Here is an 18,179-nt window from a genome sequence, read left to right on the forward strand (position 1 = left end):
TTGCTCATGCGCGAACACTTCGACACGCATGCGCAGGCACGGTGTGAGATCTTTGCCTGGATCGAAGGTCGTTACAACACGCGGCGCCTGCACAGCAGCCTCGGCTACCGTTCACCGCTCGAATTCGAAAACCTGAACGCAAAAAGGCAAACCGTATCGCCACGCGGGTTGCCCACCGCCGGGCAGCGTCATGGCCGTGACAGGCGACCCGCTGCCCGTCCGTGGACAACCCGCGACACAACACTACCAGGAGGACCAACACAGCATTGATCCCAACTGCAGATCTGTCCGTCGAAGCGGGTCAACCTCAGACCAATGCCTGGCACCCGCGCCAGTTTGCAACTGATCGCGTTCTCGCGGTGCCACACCTGGATTTTCGCTTCCAGTTCACGAACTTGTCGGTCCAGTTCCTTCAGATGTTCCAGGAGGCGTTGGATCAGCAGCCGGAAGGATCCCGTCAAGTCGTTGGCCGCATCCTCGAGTAACCCGGGCACTCGCCCGGCCAGGTTGTGGATCCCCTGTGGAACAATCAGCCCGAACTCACTCAGCAAACCGCGTATCTGGTTGGCTTGTGCGGTACGAGCCCGAACGAAACCTTGCCGAACGCGATGCAGCGACAGTACCGACTGCTGCTCAACGTTCTTCACCGGCACGAAGCGCATGTTCGGACGCGCGACGGCCTCGCAGATTGCCTCGGCATCCGCCGCGTCATTTTTGTTTGTCTTCACGTATGGCTTCACGAACTGCGGCGCGATCAGCCGTACCGTATGTCCCATGCCTTGCAGCTTACGAGCCCAGTAATGGGCGCTGCCACATGCCTCCATCCCGATCAGGCACGCTGGCAGGTTGGCAAAGAACGCCGCCATCTGGTCACGCTTGAGCAGTTTCTTCAACACCACTCGACCATGTTCATTCACGCCGTGAATCGCAAAGACGGTTTTCGCCAGATCGATGCCAATTGTCGTAATCTTCATGTTGGGCGCTCTCCTCGTTCAAGTGGTCGCTTCGACACGTCCACTTTGGCACACTGATGCCGTTTCGGGTGGGGGCGTCCATTCCATTAGTTCCTGCCGAGTTTTCCGTCTGTCTTCATGTGACCGATGGCTGGCTCGATGGCGCTGCGCCGTCTGATCATCGCGCGTAGTCCGCGTGTGATGCCCCGGCGCAAGCCCGGGTGGTAGATCTTCACGCCGTCGACCGCGACACCCTTGTAGCCACGGTCAACGATGGCGACTTCCGGCCTGGTGTCGCTCAGGATTGCCGCCTGCTCCAGCGCTTCAGCCAGCGTGTGAGCGGGTAAGGAGACGACATCGCTGCCGCCTCCTCCCCAAAGAACCGCCCAAGCGACTTTCACCGCAAACGGCTCAAGCATTGCTGAAGTATCGCCAAGGCGATACCGGTCTTGCCAACTTCAGCGAGACCTTCGCCAGCGGCATATCGTCGGTTCATCCCATCGTTGGGACGAGGGCGCTGAACTGTCCAAGGACAGTCTCTTCCAAGCTTCCCTTCGTCGAACCTCAGATACTAGCGGGCGCCAGCCACGCCTCGCGGAAGTCTGCACCCTTTCGGGTCAGGGCAAATATTGAACCCCTATCCGGGCCATTACAGCTCGGCATTCGCTTTCGCCGCGTGCTCTTACCCACTTCCCCAACAGCTTCCCTCGCGAGTTACCTGCCGCATTTCTGCGGCGGGGAATTGGGCTTACCGTGTTCCGCATGAAGGACATGAGCAGGTTAGGTTCTGCCTCTACGTCGGCAATCTTTCAGTCCGTGTGCCCCCAGACGGTACGGTGGCAACCGATTGCATGCCTTTTGGCTCAAGCCTGACAGCACCTTTGGCTTGTTTCCGTTAACGACGCTTAACCAGCAGTTCGCATTTGCTAACCATACTGCCCAACCTGGCACCCTGTCCGCCTTGGTGCTGGCAGACGATCTGCGTCTCTCACGAGACCCTGGTCGTTCAATGAACGGGTTGCGTTGTCCCGATGGCTTCACACCGAACCGTTACCAGTTCCGCATGCATCGGTAGGTTACGGCTGACGGAACAGCCGGTTTCCTAACTGGCCAAAGCCAGGTGAAACAATCATTCATGCAACTTCACGTCGCACACCGTCGTACGGATTGCCTGGCATCGAACGCATGCCAACAACCAGCCCTTCCTTGTGGGTCGTCGTGATCGACACCTTCACGCCGAATTCGTAGGGTGTGCGGGCTTTGCCTTTCGCCAGACACTCAACTTCCGGTGCGTGCAGAGCGTAGAGCTTGTTTTTGTCCTTCTGCTTCTGCGCCAGGACGCGCTTCGTGCGACCAATCAGCTCCAGCAGTGCCGCCCGGCCTGAGTCTGCCACCTGGGCGGCCTGTCGCTCTACATCGCGCATCACCCGTCCAACGCGCGAGCGCAGCGTGCGCAACGCTTTGCTCATGCGTTTGTACTGCTTCGCGTGAGCGTAGCGGCCAATCTGCAGTTCCAGACGCGGCGCCTCGCGGTTGTAGTTCTGTCGCAGCTTCAGGCCGTGCCGTGCCGCAGCCTTCACCAGATGTTCGCGACACCGCTCGAGCAATCGCGAATCGGTCGGATGGGCGATCGCCTTCTCCATGACTGTTGTATCGACAATCACGCGCTTCACGCTCGAAGCTTTGATAACACCAGCACGCTTTGCTGCTTCGATCGTCTCGGCCAGCAACTCTTCAACGCCGGCCTCGCCCAGTCGTTTGCGCCAGCGCGTCAGGCTCGACGGGTCAATTGGCGGCTCGGTCTGCAGGTACGTTTCGCCCGTGAACACCGGCCAGTATGGATTCTCCACCCATTGCCAGACGACCTCTTCGTCGGACAGATCGAACGCGTGCTGCAAATACAGCAGCCCCGCAATCAGACGTGGCGAACTCGCTGGTCGCCCCCTGCGTGACACGAAGCTCTCGCTCATCGACACGCCTAGCCGATCCCAGTTGATCAGGTCAGTCAGGCGCACCAGCGGATGCTTCAGGTTGATCTGTTCGCGCAGCGGTTGCCGGAAGAAATCTCCCTCCGGCACAGGCGTCTTCGGACCCATCTGCACCTCGTCGAAAAATGCAGGATTCACGCGTTAATGTGCCAGGTTCCTGCAAATCTCACAACACCATTTCGGCCTCAAAGCTCCGTCGCACGAGGCTCTCCGAATTGTTCAGGGTCGACTACGTAGCGACAAAGTCGACTTTGATTTCCGTGGGTGAATGCTAAACCAGCGCTCAAAATGTTGGAGCCGCTATTATTCGTCGCCAAGTGTTGCACCAAACCGAAATGCCAGGGGTTGCCCTTTTCCTTATGTCTGCTCCTGGCTTTCGAGACTCCAAACAGGCATTGTCAACGATCGCCGCGTGACGTCGACGGACCGCTAACGGCCGGTCGGTGCCTTTCGGCGATCGGCGGCAGTCAACCCTTTATAGATAGTCCGTCCCGCTTTCATCGATACTGGTGGGACTGGCAGATCTCCGAGGTCAAGCGGTCATCTGAGTAGGTTGACCGAAGCGGGCGGCAGCACGGCATGCTGTTAGCGTCACTCACACGCCGTGCCGCGCTCCCTATTTCCACTTCGAGCCAAGCGTTTCGAGTCCAGCTTTCTTGAGGTCATCTGCCACCATCACCACGCGAAACTCGCAGTCGGCATTGAACGTAAGAAACCATGGTTCCGCGAATTTTGGAATCTGCGACGGCTCCTCAAGGTTCACGACGAGGATTGCTCCGCGTGTTCCGTTCTGCTCGGTAAAGTAGGCGGCTTCCGGCTTCATCTCTGCGAGAATCCTCTCCATTAACTCTCCGATGGAGCCATCACGCACAAAAGCGTTGAATGGCTCGTGAGGTATTCGTATGTTGAGAAGCATGCGCATAGTCTTCCTCCTCGATTGGGTCCGAATGGACTCTTCTAGAATAAGAGTTTGTCGCGTTATTGGCTGTGACTATTCAACAAACCAGCAAAGAGCAATTGGGGGCGTTCACATGCGGTTGCTGAGCGTTCCACGCACCAGCGTTCCCGGGAGAGATGGAAGCTCTCAACCGTAGCTGGCCCAGATGTCATCCGCGTATTTCATGGCCGTTTGCTGAGCGGAGCGGTCATCTGAACGTCCGAGCCGCGCGGCGGACGAATGACGCTTCAAGGCCGCATGTCGACCCAAAGAAATATCGGCAAGTCAACCCTTCTTTCGTCTTTCGATTTCTTGTTTCACGCGTTCGATTTCAAGCCGTTTGGCCTCCGTTGTTCCCCATCGAGGTGCCGTGTTCTGGGTGGCTTCGCCGGCTGCACGAATGCGTGCTTTGGCAGCAAGTTGATTGGCTCTGCGTTCGTCCAACTCCCTCATTTTGGCCGCTTGCCGCTCGGCGAAGCGTTCAGCCGCGATGGGTGTGGTTCGTTCAGGTAGTCCGGCAAGGATCACTAGTTTGTCAATATTGTCCCAAGTGCTGATCCAGCCGTCGTTGTGGGCAAACTCGCTAATCAACGGGAGGTTGAGTGCAGTGTAGATCGGGATCCAGTTTTCTTCTTCGCCCTGGCGGCGACGCACAGCGAGTTTGGGATTGAACTGGTACCGCCCGGTGGATACGCGCAGAAACAGAGATCGATTGTAGGCATAGTCTCTGTCGATTTCGTTCCTCGCCAGCACGCCAGAAAGATGCTGGCGCTTATTGCGCTCCGGCCGCACTATGTTAGCGGGTAAGTGTTGCCAGGCATCGAGGATGGTTTGGGTCTGGAACGCGCTGTCTGCATTGCGTCGTATCTTGCTGAATCGGGCTTTGAACAATACCCACAGGGTCTGGAACAGAAAGTATTCAGACAGATGCCTGTCGATGCGGACCAAGCGATCACCTGCTCTGACATCAATGCAGGGCGGAGCCAAGCATTCATAGATTGCCGCCAGCGGGCCAGCAGCGAACTTTGCATCGCCAAATGCCTGACGCAAAGCCCAGTGCAGTGCATTGTGACCATAGTGATCGACGGCATCGCGGTCGGCACCGCGCTCCAGCAGGGCTTCCACCAGCGCCACATTTCCTGCAGCAGCTGCGGCCATCAGTGGCGTCTGGTTCATTGGCAGGCGATGATCGACGCCATGCTGGTCACACTGCCTGAGGATGTCCTTGAAGTGGTTGGCGAAGAAAGGGACGTAGCTCTTGCGGGCGAACACCGCGCGCTGCTGGTCAAAGGTTCGTGCCTGCTCGAATTTCGCCTCGACGGCCAGCCACTTGGCGAGCTGCGGTTCATCGAAGCAGGTGGCATAGTCAAAGAGTTGCTGCTTGCCCTTGTTGCCCGGAGACTGCTCGCGGAAGACCTTGATCAGCAGTTCCCTGACCTTGGCCTCGTCGAACACCGGCCATGGCACCGGGACCTGCTTCAAGATGGTGCGGCGGATGGCCTCCGCCTGCTCCTGCTTGCCCTGCAGTTCGAGTTTGCGTGCTTCCTTCTGCCAGTCTTCGAGCGTGGATTGCTTGGCCTCGATCTTGGTCTGGCCCACGCTCAGATCCAGCAACCCGAACAGATCATGCCCTGTGTCCGACTCGATCATGTAGATGTTCTTGATGGCACGAGTCAGCGCTACATACAGGGCATTGACGAAGAACTTATAGACTTCGAGCGACTTGTCACTCTTGTCTTTGGCGCGTTTGTAATCCAGTGTCTCGACCGCCAGATCGGTCTTGGCGATGCCCTCGACGATGTCGTTGAACTCGCCGCGGTGATCCGAGATGAAACGGTAGAGCACGATGTTCTCGTATTCGAGACCCTTGGCTTCGTGGATCGAGAACAACAGGGGCGTGGCAAAGTGCTTGCGGGCGTCGGCCTTGTCCTCGTCGCGCATTACCAGGACGGCGAACTGGGTGGATTGGCGAATCTTCTGGTCCAGTTCGCGCTTGGTGGCGTCCTTGTCGGGCATCAGCGTAACTTGGCCGGTCTCGCCCCCGACGGCCTGGACCAGGAAGTTGCTCTCGCGGTCGATGGAGCCGAAGCGCCGCTGCTTGATCTTGAGCAACTGATTGGCGACGCGAGTGGCCTCCAGGCCGTTGCGAAAGTTGGTCTTTAGCACGCGCAATCCCTGCCGCTCGGCCAGTTTCGGGTCCTTCCAGAACAGGCTCTTGACCTGGCTCCAGGAAAAGAAATTGGGGTGGACAATCTGGTTGGAATCCCCGCAGAGCATGAAATGGCCAGGCTTCTTCAGGGTTGTCAGCACGAGCGCGAGTTGCACGGTGGTGATGTCCTGCACCTCGTCAATAACCACGAAGTCGTACCGCGGCGCGGCCAGCGCTTGCCAGTCGTGGGCGACAAGATTCAGGTCGTAGAGCTTTGCCTCGGCCAGCCAGGCGCGATACTTCTCAAACAGATTGTAGAGTTGGTCGCGCCGTTCTACGGGAAAGATCGATTGACGCACCCCCAGTGCTTGATACTCGTCACGCGACAGGACACCGCCCGACCCGGCAGCAATCACGCCGCGAATCTCCTCGAAAGCCTGGTGGGCTTCGACATCCTTGAAGTTCTGCCGTATACGGGAGTGCCAGCCCGCAAAGTCGCGCCAGCTAGCCTCGCGTCCTGCCGGAACGCGGATCGACTCGACAAACTCCCGGTAGGACAGAAATACAGCATCCTGACCGCCATGCTCGAAACCGTTGGCGTAGTAAAGGTCGCGGGCACTCTGCGCCAGGAAGGCGGAGTGAGTGACGTAGAGGACCTCACCTTCGGCACGCTTGAGCTTTTCAAGCGTCAGTGCGGTCTTGCCGCTGCCAGCGCTGCCGACCACAACCAAGGGAGGTGGTTGTCGGTAAATGGTCTCCTGCGTGTCATCAAACGAGATCGGTTTGTCGAGCAGGTGAATGCCGGTACGCTCGGGATGAAGGTAGCGCAGGGCTTGCGCCTCCCTGATGGCGTCATCAGCGCTGATGTCTGGAATTTTGCTCTCGTCAATCGCCGCGCCGCGCAGGAAACGTGACTTATCGTAGGCGTGATTGGCGATCACTTCCAGCATCAGTGCGCAGACTTCATCCCCGTGGCGCACCAGCGAGAACAACAGCCGGTCGGCGTCATCCAGCTTCGCCCGGTAGAACTTGCCGTGGCTGAGATTGGCGAGCTTCTTGACTTGGGCAGCACGGAAGTCGTGGCGAGCGATGGCCGCGGACACCTTGTCATAGCTGGCCTTGACGCGTGAGGTGTCGAGGCCTGTGTATTCGAGAATCTTCATGAGGCGATGAGGTCGAAGACAAGTGCAAGAGCAAGAATTCTCTCATGGCCGTCGGGCCTGCCAACCTCTATAGCAAGTTTTCCGGTCATTCTTGAACGGCAGTTATCCGACCTGAACCGGACGCCCTTTGACAGAGTATTCCTTCATGCTGAATGACGGGTTTTGGAGTGGCGGATCGCTGACGCGGTCCGACCATACCGCGACCCGACGGCGTGACTCCGAAAACGTTGGGAGAGCACCCCAAAACCGATGCAGACGCATCCGTTGACTTGCAGCAGACACCTCGTCGACGACCCACAGAATTCGAATTCAGGAAAACAGGTCAGCCAGCCTCAGGCACGCACGTTCGACGCAGCCGATGGAAAGTCCTCACGGCGCTCCGCCCATTTCAGGATCGCATCCAGTGCCGGGCACAGCGCCTGCCCCCAATCGGTCAGGCGGTAGTCCACCTTCGGCGGCACCTGGTGATAGACCGTGCGCGTCACAATGCCGTCCTCTTCGAGGCGGCGTAGCTGCTGCGCAAGCATTTTTTGCGTGATGCCGGGGATCAGCCTCTCGAGGTCCGAAAAGCGTCGCACCTGACCACCGAAAAGGTGAAACAGGATGACCAGCTTCCAACGTCCTTCCAGCAGCTTGAATGCGGCTTCGACGTCGATCGCGGCGGTCGTGGGGGTGTAGGTTTTTCGGTTGGGCACGGCTCACTTACTTTTTAGTGCGTTCTTGCGATGTGGTAACTATAGCGCCATCATTGGGACATGCATGACGTTCAGGAAAAGTCCGATGAACATGACCCTGCCGCCGCCACTGGATGCCTATCTGAACGCAGAAACCACCAGCGACACCGCTCCTCTCGCGAACTGCTTCGCTGCCGATGCCGTCGTGCGCGACGAGGGCCGCACTATCGAGGGGCTCGAAGCCATCCAGGCCTGGAAGAAAGACGCCAAAGCCAGGTACCAGTACAACGTCGAGCCGTTGGACTTGTCCCAGGATGGCGCCGCCGTGACGATGCGCGCCAGGCTCACCGGCACCTTCCCCGGTAGCCCGGTCGAGCTGACCTACACGTTTGTCCTGGCCGGCGGCAAGATCGCGTCTCTGGAGATTCACTGATGAGCGCCGCATCCGAACTTCAGGGCCTTCGGGCGCTCGTCACAGGCGGGACCAAAGGCATCGGTAAAGCCGTTGTCGCACGCCTTTGCGAGGCGGGCGCGAACGTCCTCGCGACGGCACGTTCGCGTTCCGACGACCTTACCGAAGAAAGGTTCATCGGTGCGGACATCACGACGGCCGAGAGCTGTAAAACCATTGTCGACGCCGTGCTCGACCGGCTCGGCGGCGTCGATATAATCGTGCACGTGGCGGGTGGCTCATCTGCGCCGGCGGGTGGCTTCAGGGCGCTCGACGACGACGAATGGAACAAGGCATTGAGCCTGAACCTGTTCCCGGCAGTACGCATCGATCGCGCGCTGTTGCCCTCGATGGTCGAGCAGCGCTCGGGCGTCATCATCCACGTCACGTCGATCCAGCGGCAGTTACCGTTGCCGGAAGCAACGATTGCCTATGCCGCCGCCAAGGCTGCCCTGTCGAACTACAGCAAAGCCCTGTCCAGGGAAGTCAGTCCGAAAGGCGTTCGGGTCGTGCGTGTCTCCCCGGGCTGGGTCGAGACGGATGCAGCCGCGAGTCTCGTTGCTGAGATCGCCCGGCAGAACGGCATCGACACGGAAGGCGCCCGCAAGATCATCATGGATTCGCTCGGGGGCATTCCTCTCGGCCGGCCATGCTCTCCCCGGGAAGTGGCAGAACTCATCGGTTTCCTCGTCTCCGCGCGGGCCAGCGCCATCACCGGCACTGGGTACGTCATCGACGGCGGGACTGTTCCGACTGCGTGATCTGAGCCGCTTGTCGGTGGACGTCGACGTGCTTCGGCGTAGCGCGTTTCGCAGGTAGCTGTTCGCGGTTCCCGTTCAGGCGCCGGCCTTCACGTGGTGTGCCTGCCCAATGAACCTCTGCTTTTCTGCAGCACGGCCACCCGTGGTGGGCCGGGCATTATTCACCGGCGTCATCGCACCTGGACATCAGGTCACACAGCAGGTCACCCTTCGTCCGCAATTCGCGATGCCCTGGAATGGCGGACAGCAAGCTCAGAGCGCGATCAGCGACCGTCTCATGTCGAGCCGGGAGCGGACCCGCGAAAGCTTCCTCAGAATGGCTCAAGCTTGCCGAACCCGGAAATACGAGGTCGCCTCGAACACCGCGATCCCTGGTTGAAAGCCGAACTTCCGTAGACGATCCTCAACGGACAGTGGACTAGTACAACATCCCGCAATTACTTTTAATAATTGATTGCATGGTTTATCCTGGCGGTATGAGTCGAGGACGCCATGCAACGCCAGTGAAGCTGGCCAGGAAGGAAAGACAGGAGCTGCAGTCGCTGATCCGACGCACGACGGCTGCACAACGCGATGTGACACGGGCACGCATCGCGTTAATGGCTCACGAGGGCTACACGAGCGCGGCGATCTCACAGGAATTGGGCGTGTCCGTGCAGACCGTCAGCCAGTGGCGCCAGCGCATTGCGCGGCAAGGCGCGCAGGGGATTCGGGAGGCAGAGCGCAGTGGTCGTCCGCCGCGCATCACGCAGGAGACGCGGCTGCAGCTGATCGCACTGGCGTGTGAAGTGCAGGAAGCGCAAGGTCGGGCCACGCCGACGCTCGATGAGATTGTGACGCGTGCAGTCGAGCGAGGGATCGTCGAACAGATCAGTCGCAGCCATGTGCAGCGCATCCTGCAGGCTGGCGACGTTCGCCCGCATCGGGTGCAACAGTGGCTGCATAGTCCGGATCCGGCGTTTCGCGAGAAGGTCAACGTGATCTGCAAGCTGTACCGCAAGGCGCCGAAGAATGCGGTGGTACTGAGTATTGACGAGAAGACCGGCATCCAGGCCATCGAGCGCAAGCATCCAGGGCGCGCCCCGGCAGCCGGACGGTTGCGCCGCCGGGAATTTGAATATATCCGTCACGGTACTCAGTCTCTGATTGCCGCGCTGGATGTTCATACCGGACGGGTACTGGGAAGCTGCCGCGACCGGCGGACCCAGGGCGACCTGGTGACTTTCATGGACAGTGTGGCAGCCGCGTATCCGGGCAAGCAGGTGCATGTGATCTGGGATAATCTGAACACGCATCGCGCCCAAGCCGTATGGCAGGCATTCAATGCGCGGCACGATGGACGGTTTCATTTCCATTTCACCCCTTTGCACGCGAGCTGGGTGAACCAGATCGAACTGTGGTTTGGGCTCTATACGCGCCGTGTGCTGCGTCACGCCAGCCACACCAGCACGGTGCATCTTCGCGAGCGTACAGAGCAGTTCATCCGCGAGCGCAACCAGACGGCACGTCCCTTCAGATGGACTTTCCGCGGCTATCCGTTGCAAACTGGCGCATCCTGAACCGGAGCGGTCATGCCTGCCTTACCCGCGAAACATCATGCAAGCGAACTGCAGCGTCAACTGCGCGAATTGTTGGGCCACGACCAGGTGGTCACGCAGGCTTACGGGCGTCATCTGCTGATCAAACGCCTGGACAATCAGGAGCCGACTGTTGTGGCACGCCTAAGTGAACTCAGCCGCAATCTTTATGGTGCGGCCTTTCGTAGCCATAGCGGGCGATGGGAACCTCTGCCTGGCTCAGGTTCGCTCGCCGAAATGGCCCAACTGGTTGTCACGCTCCTGCAGCCTTATTTGCAGCCAGACAATTATTAAACCTATTTGAGGGATGTTGTACTAGGCGCTACCAAATCGGCCGCTTCCCGGGTACAACGGTCATTCACTCCTTCGAAACGCTCGGCCAGGCCATAGGCCGTACCTGCGATTCACGCCCCCTATCGACCTCCGACGCGGAGCTCGTCATGGCGGTGAATGCGGTGACCGACCCGGCCAGTGCGGTGGCGGTACCGAACCAGCTCCCAAAGCGAATATTTGCCCAGAAATGAATAGGACCGTCCCCGCCTAGTCCTCTATCGTCGCCTCGATCCGGCCCTCTCTGATAGCACGGACGAACTCCCGATAATCACGTCGGTTCTGGGAGCTGTACTCAGTCGCGAACTCGGCGACCGCGTCGTCGAAGGTCTGCCCGGAACCCATATACCCGGCCATCATCGCCGCATCACCGGAGCGCGCATGCGCACGGGCCAGAGCATGCGCGCACATCCGCGCATACTGCCGCAACATCCCCGTATCCCAGTCCTCGATCACGACGGACATCTTCATGTCGCGCAGCTGACGAAGATAGAAGTCGCGGCCGTTCTTTCCACGGGTCCAACCGAGGAACACGTCGCTGGCCGACTGCATGATGCGCTGGCCTGCTATGACACGCTGGCCATGATTGGGATGCTGGCTCTTCCCCGCATAGGGTTCGAGCACCGACGCCCTTGCCTCCTTTACCTGGAGGAAGAGTGGGTCGTTGTCCGCCGCCATGAACAGACCCACAGCGCACATCGTGCCGACGCTGCCCACGCCCACCACCTTGATCGCCAGATCGACGAAGTAGAACCTGTCAAACAGCGTGCGGACATGCTCCGGCAAGCTCTCGCGATACGAGGCGATGGCTTCGGCATACCCCGATTCGATACCGGGGGCCTGTTGTTCCGTCGGATGAAAGATCAGCGGTAGCTCGTCCCTGATCCTGGGCGCGCTACCTTCCTGCGCGACCAGCTTCGGATACAGATGGTCAGGCACCGTCTTGCGCCTTTCCACTTCGATCCGGTCCGCTATCCGCTTGCGCGCGGCTTCCACGGCAGCAGGATCGCCCGTGCGATCCTTGTACTTTTGCAGGTCGATTCTGTCGTACCAGACATCGAGAGCCCGCATCCCCGCGTAATCATGCATCCGCTCGCGGTATTCGCGGACGAGATCCATGGCCACGCCTGCCGCGTCGCTGTTGGGAAGCTCCAGATGTTTCGCTGCGATCACCACACTCGCCGCGAGCCGCTTGAGGTCCCACTCAAATGGGGCCGGCAGCGTCTCGTCCAGATCGTTGATGTCGAAGATTACGTTGCGCTCCGGCGTTGCGAAGCCGCCGAAGTTCATCAGGTGTGCATCGCCGCACGCCTGCACACGAATCCCGCTTGTGGGCGTCGTGGCGAGATCGGCAGCCATCAGCGCCGCCGCACCACGATAGAAGGCAAATGGCGACGCAGACATGCGTCCGAAGCGGATCGGGATCAGCTCCATGATGCGGCCTTCATTGGAGTCGCCAAGGAGTTGGACCGGGTCACGGCGATCCTCAGGCGGCTTCCATCCCGCCTGCGACGCGCGCGACACCGTGTCGCGCAGCGCCCGCCCTTTAGCCGCGCGCTCATCAGCGGTCAAGTAAGGGGTTTCTGTTCGAGCTGCGGCACTCGGGTGCTTCCGCGTAACAGCTTTGTCCATAACCTCTCTCCCTTCTGTGTTTGCTGGCGCAACCTGCCGCACGCTCGACTGGCCAACGCCCGATGACGACCGATTTCTTCACTTCCCCGACTGGCCTCAGCAATCAGTCAAGCGGCTTGAGGGGAAAGCGTCAGATTTCCGAGAAGGGGCGAGCCGCGCTTTCCCAACGCGTTCAGATAGATGCTTTCGTCGTAGCGTCCGCCATGTCACCACGTCATGGCCTGCGTTTCTGGTTCATGCCGGCGCGCCCATTCCCATGCCGCCCTGAGAATCGTCAATCGCATCGGCCACCGAGACGCGGCGTCCTAAATGGCCGACGCGGTCCTCCAGTCCTTCGGCACGAAGGATATCCCGCACCTCGGCGTGTGCTGCGACGAGTTGCAACCCGATCCCCTCTGCCTGCAGTGCCTCGTGCAACGTCGCCAGCATGCGCGCGCCGGCGAGGTCCACGACGGGTGATGTGGATAGATCCCATATCACCAGCCTGACCGGTCCGGTGGTCGAGCGGATCTTTTGCCAGACCGCAGCGCGCACGTGCTCGACATTGAAGTAAAGCAGCGACGCCTCGACGCGGCATACCAGCACACCCGGAACGGGCTCGTTGTCCGGGTGACGCTCGATGTCGGAGTAAATCCGGGTGCCAGCGATGCGGCCGAGGAAGGCCACATGCGGATGCGCGGCGCGCCGTATGAGCAGCAACATCGAGACGAGCACCGCCACCATTACGCCCTTCAGGATGCCCAGCAGCAGCACGGCGGCGAAAGCAACCATTGCTACGCAGAATTCGTAGCGGCTTACCCGCCAGACGTGGCGCAGTTCCCGAATGTCGATCAATCCCTTGACGGCAACCAGCACGATCGCCGCGAGAACCACATTGGGCAGGTTGCTCAGCAAGTCAGTCAGGTACATCAGACACAGACCGATCGTGACCGACGCGAAAACCAGCGCGAGCGGTGTTTTGGCGCCGGCCTTGTCGTTCACCGAGGACTGCGACAGGCCTCCGGCTACCGGGTAGGCGCGGAAGAGCCCCGCGGCCAGATTCGCCGCGCCCAGGCCTAGCAGTTCCTGACGCGGATCAATCTCGTAGCCGTTCGCCTGCGCCAGTGCGCGCGCGGCGGAAACGCTTTCGACGTACGACAGCAACAGACAGGCGAACGCCAACGGAATCACGCCGTCCACATCGCGCACCCGCAGCCCCGGCAGGCGGAACTCAGGCAACCCTTGCGGTATCGCGCCGACGACCTTGAAGCCGAGACCACCCAGTTGAGTGACTGACAGCAGAATGATGGAAATCACCACCACGAATAGCGCGACCGGGCGGCCCGGCAGGAATTTTTCGCCCAACAGCAGCATGGCGATCGCGGCAAGACCGAAAGCAAGCACGGCGAGGTTCGTATCAGAGATCTGGCCGGCAAGGACGACGACGCGTTCGAAGAAGTTCTCCCCGCCACCCTTGACTCCGAACAGCTTCGGCAATTGAGTCAAGGCGATCGTCAGCGCAGCGCCAGCCTTGAAGCCGAGCAGTATCGTTTCGCTGGTGAAGTTGACGAGCGAACTCAGCCGCAGCAGCCACGCCAGCACACACATGCCTCCGACGAGCAACGCCGTCAGCGCCGCAATGGACGCCCAGCGGGCTGGATCACCGTCTGCCATGTTCGCAACGGTTACCCCGACGAGCAACGAGATTGCGGAGGTGGGTCCAATTGCAAGCTGGCGCGACGAGCCAAATAGCGCGTAGAACAGCCCGCCTACCAGATAGCAGTAAATGCCGTACTGCGGCGGCAGCCCGGCGAGCGACGCGTAGGCGAGAGACACCGGAATACCGTAGGCAGCGAGCGTCACCCCGGCTATCGCGTCGTGCGCCAACCATTGCGGACGATAGGCGGCCAGCCACTGTGCCGGGGGGAACACCGCGCGCCACCCGCGCACGGAATCACCGCTCGTGACTTTGCCGGCGTTGGGAGGTACTTCGCTCACGGGCTCGCCTCCTTTGCGAAAGTCGATTCAACAAGGAAACTGCGCAAACAAAACACTCGGGGTGCGAACGCCTTCATGCTATTGCCTGTTTCCACACCCCTAGTGTAGGGCGTCCGGTGGACAAGGAAATTGGACCTTGGTCCTAGTAAGGAGGGCAGGAGGGGGCCCCCGTATCATTTTTGCGCGCGCTCGCACCGCGCACGCTTCAATGGCCGGGTGAGGCAGTGGCCTTGGAGTGACTTCTTTGTGGCGAGGACCAGCCGCTCAAAAGGGAAGTTCTTTGTCTCCGTTAATGACAGCTTGTGGCCGGGTGCAGTCTCACGCAATGCGCATATTTCGCCCCGACTGTGGCTGCCGGCGATCGGCGGCACGCGACCCCAAGCGGCCCTTCACGTCAACTATCGTGTACGACCGTTGCGTAATCCTGAGCCGCCGTTCACCCGCCTCTTAGTCCTTGCCGCGTTGGACAGTTGCGTCGGCCAAGTTGCGTAAGCGCTGACGCCCATTCACGGGTGACATTACGCTTCAACCCTCTGGTCGGCAGGCTTGTGCCGAGACTCCCGCGCTGGGCTCCACGCAGCTACTGACCAAGCATGGCGAGCGCGTTGCGCATCGGAGCAAGTGAGACTGCAATCAGCCCCGCGAGCGGCGAGTTCATTTCCAGTATCAGGCAAATTGCCATGGAAGTGGATAACGCGCCCAGAAACAATGCTGCAATGACCGTGCCGTTGGCGGAGGCGAACACCCCAAACGCGCCGAAAATGATGGAAAGCCACAACACCAGTGCTACCAGCAGCGGTATGGGGAGTGAACTCGCCTCCTGCAGCAGCGCCAGCCCGCGCACGGCCAGCGCTTCATCGGCAATCTGGATGGCGCTCGTCTGCAGCTGACGCTGCTCTTCGTTACGCGGCGAGAGTTCTTTCAGCTTGTGCTGAAGGCCTTCCGCCCGTTTTAACGACTGGATGCTGCCCGCTGCTGATACCTGCGCAGGGTCGCGGGAAGCGAGTATCTGAATCCACGTGCTGTAGTTCTGCTTAAGCAGGTCACGGACCTCATGCGTTTCAGGTCCATATTGGGCCAGCACGCGATCGAGGCGAACGATGTTAGCGGCATTGTGCACAAGCTCACTATTCACTGTATCGAATGAGCTTTTCGCCGACGAGATCAGCAGGCCAAGCACCAACGCGGCCATCGTCGCGATCAGACCGGTCGCCAGCTTCACGACACCGACTGAATCATCGTCAAGGTGATGCTCCGGCAGCATGGCATGCACGTACAAGCCAAGCAGCGCGCCGCTGAATACGCATACAAACACGATCAATGCGACAACGACGTCGCTCACAGTTCAATCCTCGGTCTCTCGTGGCACCCTGTCGACGGTCAGGGGATCATGCCGCACTCAAACATCTTGTTGAGGATCGGCGCTGCCACCCTGTTGATGAACGCGGTGCGCATCTGTGGATCGTCGCGCAGCATCTGCACGGCCTGCTGTTCTCTCTCGGGCTTTGGCTTGCCCTGTTTTTCGGCTCTCTCATGCCACAGTTGCTCACAGGACGATTGCTGGTACTTTTGCACGAGGTTGTCGGCCATCATGTCCATAATCGGATATTGCTGTGCGATGGCACTGCCCGCGAACAGCAGGGCTGGCACCATCGCAAATCTCAAGAGACGCCTGTTCACGGGTCTGCCCTCATATCTTCATCAACGGGTCATCAGTGAGGAAAAGCGCCCGAATCGTCTCGTCCGTAAGGATGGCCTGGTTCTTGACGTCGTCCGGGTGCGCACGATCCACGGCAATTGCTCAAAGGTTAGTTTACGTGACCAGTGGGGGATGCCGATATTGCACCTTGGTCCTATATCGGCTCAATAGGGCGCATCGCCTGTCGCCGGTGCGCGATCGTTTTCATCCGGATCGGAGGAGTAGCGCTGGGTCGATTGCGCCAATTCGTGCCACATCGAAGCGAACAATCCAGACCGGCTGATTTTTGAAAGCAGTGAATGATTTTTTTGTGGCCGAAATTCCGTCGGGGCGCCAATCTGCGCAAATGCCTCCTGTATGAACAGTTCGGACACGCGGAAGTGCAGATTCCTCAATCAGCCACGGGCAGCTTGTGGCAACCTGCGGCCGACCCACGGACGTTTGGCATGAAGCACGTATGCCAGCTTGTCGGTAAATGGAGAAGACGCGAGCGAGCCAGCCAGCACGGGAGCCAGTCGAGCCCCCTCACTAAACAGGTTAAAGGCTCGTCGCCATGGGCACGTCGAGACCTACATCGAGAATCCGCCACGCGGTCACTGATTGCCAGACGTAAGTTGCTTGTTGCGGTCGGTGAGATATTGGATCAGCCCGTCGACGCCGCTTTGCTGGATCTTGTCGCTGAATTGCGTACGGTATGTCTGGATCAGCCACGCGCCGAGCACGTTCATGTCATAGACGCGCCAACCCTGCGGTGATTTGTACAGCCGGTAGTCGATCTGCATTTGACCGTTTTTGCCTGGCGCGACCGTGCGCACCACGGCGTCGGTGCCGCTCGACTCGGCGGGCGAAGGCAGGTATTCGAATTTCTGATCCGTGTTGATCAGCGCGAGCGCGCCGGAATACGTGCGGATAAGCAGCTGCTTGAACTGCTCGATCACCTGGTCCTGTTGCTCGAGTGTCGCGGTGCGCCAGAAGCGGCCCATCGCGTACTGCGTGGTGCGGCGAATGTCGACGTATGGGAGGATGTCCCGGTTCACGATAATCATGATGCGCGGAATGTCGTCCGGCGTGAGCGCCTGCTTGCGCACCTCGTCCAGGATTTGCTGCGTCACGGTTTGGATGAGTATCTGCGGGTCGGTCTGGTCGTTGATTTGAGTGGACCAAGCGTGCTCAGGCGCGCACAGCGACCCGATGCCGGCCGCAATGGCCAGCGATGCGACGAACGCGGAACGGACAATGGTGCTTCGGCGGAAGTGCTTCATCGCAAACCTCGATTCCGAGAAGGGCCCGGTAGACCGCCGGAGCGGTTCGCGCGGCGTTTCGCTGCTCATGCGGCGACGCTGGCATACCGGAGCAGCCACTGAGGCCGGTTACGTACCTGCCAATCCGGTCGCCGAACTCACGCGCCGCCAGTGGCCAGCCGAAGACTTACTTCAGGTGAATGAGGACTGATCCCTCCGATACTTCTGGCGCGGTCGCGCCGGTGTCTCCGGCGTTTTTGGCGATCCAGTCCTTCGCCTTTTGCACGCTTTCATCAATGCCTGCCTTGTCCTGGCAAACAGTCACCGAGAATCCGCCATCGCCGCCGCGTGCGAGGGTGTAGCCGACAAAGCCTTTGACCGGACGCATCAGTTCTTCGACGTCAGCCGTGCGCTTCTCCAGCAGATCGAATAACTCCTTTGCACCCTTTCCGGAATACCGCCTTATAACAGTCTGCATGATTGGGGCCTCCTGTTTGATGGGCCAGCGAGACGAGCATCCGCACGAACAATGTGTGCAGCGTGTAACTGCTCTTTTCGACAGCGTTTAGTGCGTGGAAGAAATTGAGAAGGCCGCGCGCCTGATTTCCGCGACCCATATCAAGTGTAGTCACCGTGCCTTCGTAGTA

At 59.8% G+C, this 18,179-nt stretch carries 15 protein-coding genes and 3 pseudogenes; 5 read left to right on the forward strand and 13 right to left on the reverse strand.

The window, feature by feature from the left end; all coding sequences use genetic code 11:
* Window positions 1-6 precede the first annotated feature (6 nt).
* Complete coding sequence (locus C2L64_RS56265) at window positions 7-270, forward strand: integrase core domain-containing protein (protein WP_208525988.1); 264 nt, start codon at window positions 7-9, stop codon at window positions 268-270.
* 41 nt (window positions 271-311) lie between these two features.
* Here the strand turns inward: C2L64_RS56265 and C2L64_RS13225 are convergent.
* From C2L64_RS13225 to C2L64_RS13250, 6 genes and pseudogenes are all read right to left on the reverse strand, one after another.
* Window positions 312-974, reverse strand: a pseudogene (locus C2L64_RS13225) (IS110 family RNA-guided transposase); the annotation flags it as partial.
* A gap of 89 nt (window positions 975-1,063) precedes the next feature.
* A pseudogene (locus C2L64_RS13230) lies at window positions 1,064-1,291 on the reverse strand (IS5/IS1182 family transposase); the annotation flags it as partial.
* An 816-nt stretch (window positions 1,292-2,107) separates the two neighbouring features.
* Window positions 2,108-3,049 (reverse strand): annotated as a pseudogene (locus C2L64_RS13235) (IS5 family transposase); the annotation flags it as partial.
* 508 nt (window positions 3,050-3,557) lie between these two features.
* Window positions 3,558-3,863 (reverse strand): hypothetical protein, encoded by a 306-nt coding sequence (locus C2L64_RS13240; protein WP_007588921.1) that lies wholly within the window; start codon window positions 3,861-3,863, stop codon window positions 3,558-3,560.
* Window positions 3,864-4,163: 300 nt separating this feature from the next.
* Window positions 4,164-7,190, reverse strand: a complete 3,027-nt coding sequence (locus C2L64_RS13245) for an ankyrin repeat domain-containing protein (RefSeq protein WP_007588922.1) — start codon at window positions 7,188-7,190, stop codon at window positions 4,164-4,166.
* Window positions 7,191-7,522: 332 nt separating this feature from the next.
* Window positions 7,523-7,885 (reverse strand): winged helix-turn-helix transcriptional regulator, encoded by a 363-nt coding sequence (locus tag C2L64_RS13250; protein ID WP_007588923.1) that lies wholly within the window; start codon window positions 7,883-7,885, stop codon window positions 7,523-7,525.
* An 85-nt stretch (window positions 7,886-7,970) separates the two neighbouring features.
* Here C2L64_RS13250 and C2L64_RS13255 point away from each other — a divergent pair, with 85 nt between their 5' ends.
* From C2L64_RS13255 to C2L64_RS13270, 4 genes are all read left to right on the forward strand, one after another.
* Window positions 7,971-8,297, forward strand: coding sequence for a nuclear transport factor 2 family protein (locus C2L64_RS13255; RefSeq protein WP_007588924.1), 327 nt, complete (start codon window positions 7,971-7,973; stop codon window positions 8,295-8,297).
* Window positions 8,297-9,076: an SDR family oxidoreductase gene (locus tag C2L64_RS13260; RefSeq protein ID WP_103153693.1), complete on the forward strand. Its 780-nt coding sequence runs from the start codon at window positions 8,297-8,299 to the stop codon at window positions 9,074-9,076. The genes C2L64_RS13255 and C2L64_RS13260 overlap by 1 nt, the downstream gene beginning before the upstream one ends.
* Window positions 9,077-9,552: 476 nt before the next feature.
* The gene (locus C2L64_RS13265) at window positions 9,553-10,635 is read left to right on the forward strand and encodes an IS630 family transposase (protein WP_086915003.1); all 1,083 of its coding nucleotides are present in this window, start codon (window positions 9,553-9,555) and stop codon (window positions 10,633-10,635) included.
* A 12-nt stretch (window positions 10,636-10,647) separates the two neighbouring features.
* Entirely contained in the window at window positions 10,648-10,947 is a 300-nt protein-coding gene (locus tag C2L64_RS13270) for a hypothetical protein (RefSeq protein WP_086915002.1), read from the forward strand.
* A 246-nt stretch (window positions 10,948-11,193) separates the two neighbouring features.
* Here the strand turns inward: C2L64_RS13270 and C2L64_RS13275 are convergent, their stop codons facing one another.
* The 7 genes from C2L64_RS13275 to C2L64_RS13305 form a co-directional block, all read right to left on the reverse strand.
* A complete protein-coding gene (locus C2L64_RS13275) occupies window positions 11,194-12,615 on the reverse strand; it encodes a DUF2252 domain-containing protein (RefSeq protein ID WP_039901571.1) in 1,422 nt (473 codons plus the stop codon).
* Between the two features lie 234 nt (window positions 12,616-12,849).
* On the reverse strand, window positions 12,850-14,592 hold the full coding sequence (locus C2L64_RS13280) for a SulP family inorganic anion transporter (protein WP_090839049.1): 1,743 nt from the start codon (window positions 14,590-14,592) through the stop codon (window positions 12,850-12,852).
* Window positions 14,593-15,172: 580 nt separating this feature from the next.
* A complete protein-coding gene (locus tag C2L64_RS13285) occupies window positions 15,173-15,934 on the reverse strand; it encodes a bestrophin-like domain (protein WP_007588930.1) in 762 nt (253 codons plus the stop codon).
* 38 nt (window positions 15,935-15,972) lie between these two features.
* The gene (locus C2L64_RS13290) at window positions 15,973-16,245 is read right to left on the reverse strand and encodes a hypothetical protein (RefSeq protein ID WP_007588932.1); all 273 of its coding nucleotides are present in this window, start codon (window positions 16,243-16,245) and stop codon (window positions 15,973-15,975) included.
* A 210-nt stretch (window positions 16,246-16,455) separates the two neighbouring features.
* Window positions 16,456-16,665: a hypothetical protein gene (locus C2L64_RS13295; protein ID WP_007588933.1), complete on the reverse strand. Its 210-nt coding sequence runs from the start codon at window positions 16,663-16,665 to the stop codon at window positions 16,456-16,458.
* A 219-nt stretch (window positions 16,666-16,884) separates the two neighbouring features.
* Window positions 16,885-17,553 carry an MlaC/ttg2D family ABC transporter substrate-binding protein gene (locus tag C2L64_RS13300; RefSeq protein ID WP_007588936.1) on the reverse strand — a complete coding sequence of 223 codons (669 nt, stop codon included), beginning with the start codon at window positions 17,551-17,553 and terminating at the stop codon, window positions 16,885-16,887.
* 166 nt (window positions 17,554-17,719) lie between these two features.
* Complete coding sequence (locus C2L64_RS13305) at window positions 17,720-18,010, reverse strand: hypothetical protein (RefSeq protein ID WP_090839051.1); 291 nt, start codon at window positions 18,008-18,010, stop codon at window positions 17,720-17,722.
* Window positions 18,011-18,179 lie beyond the last annotated feature (169 nt).

It is taken from the genome of Paraburkholderia hospita, from assembly GCF_002902965.1.
Taxonomy (GTDB): domain Bacteria; phylum Pseudomonadota; class Gammaproteobacteria; order Burkholderiales; family Burkholderiaceae; genus Paraburkholderia; species Paraburkholderia hospita.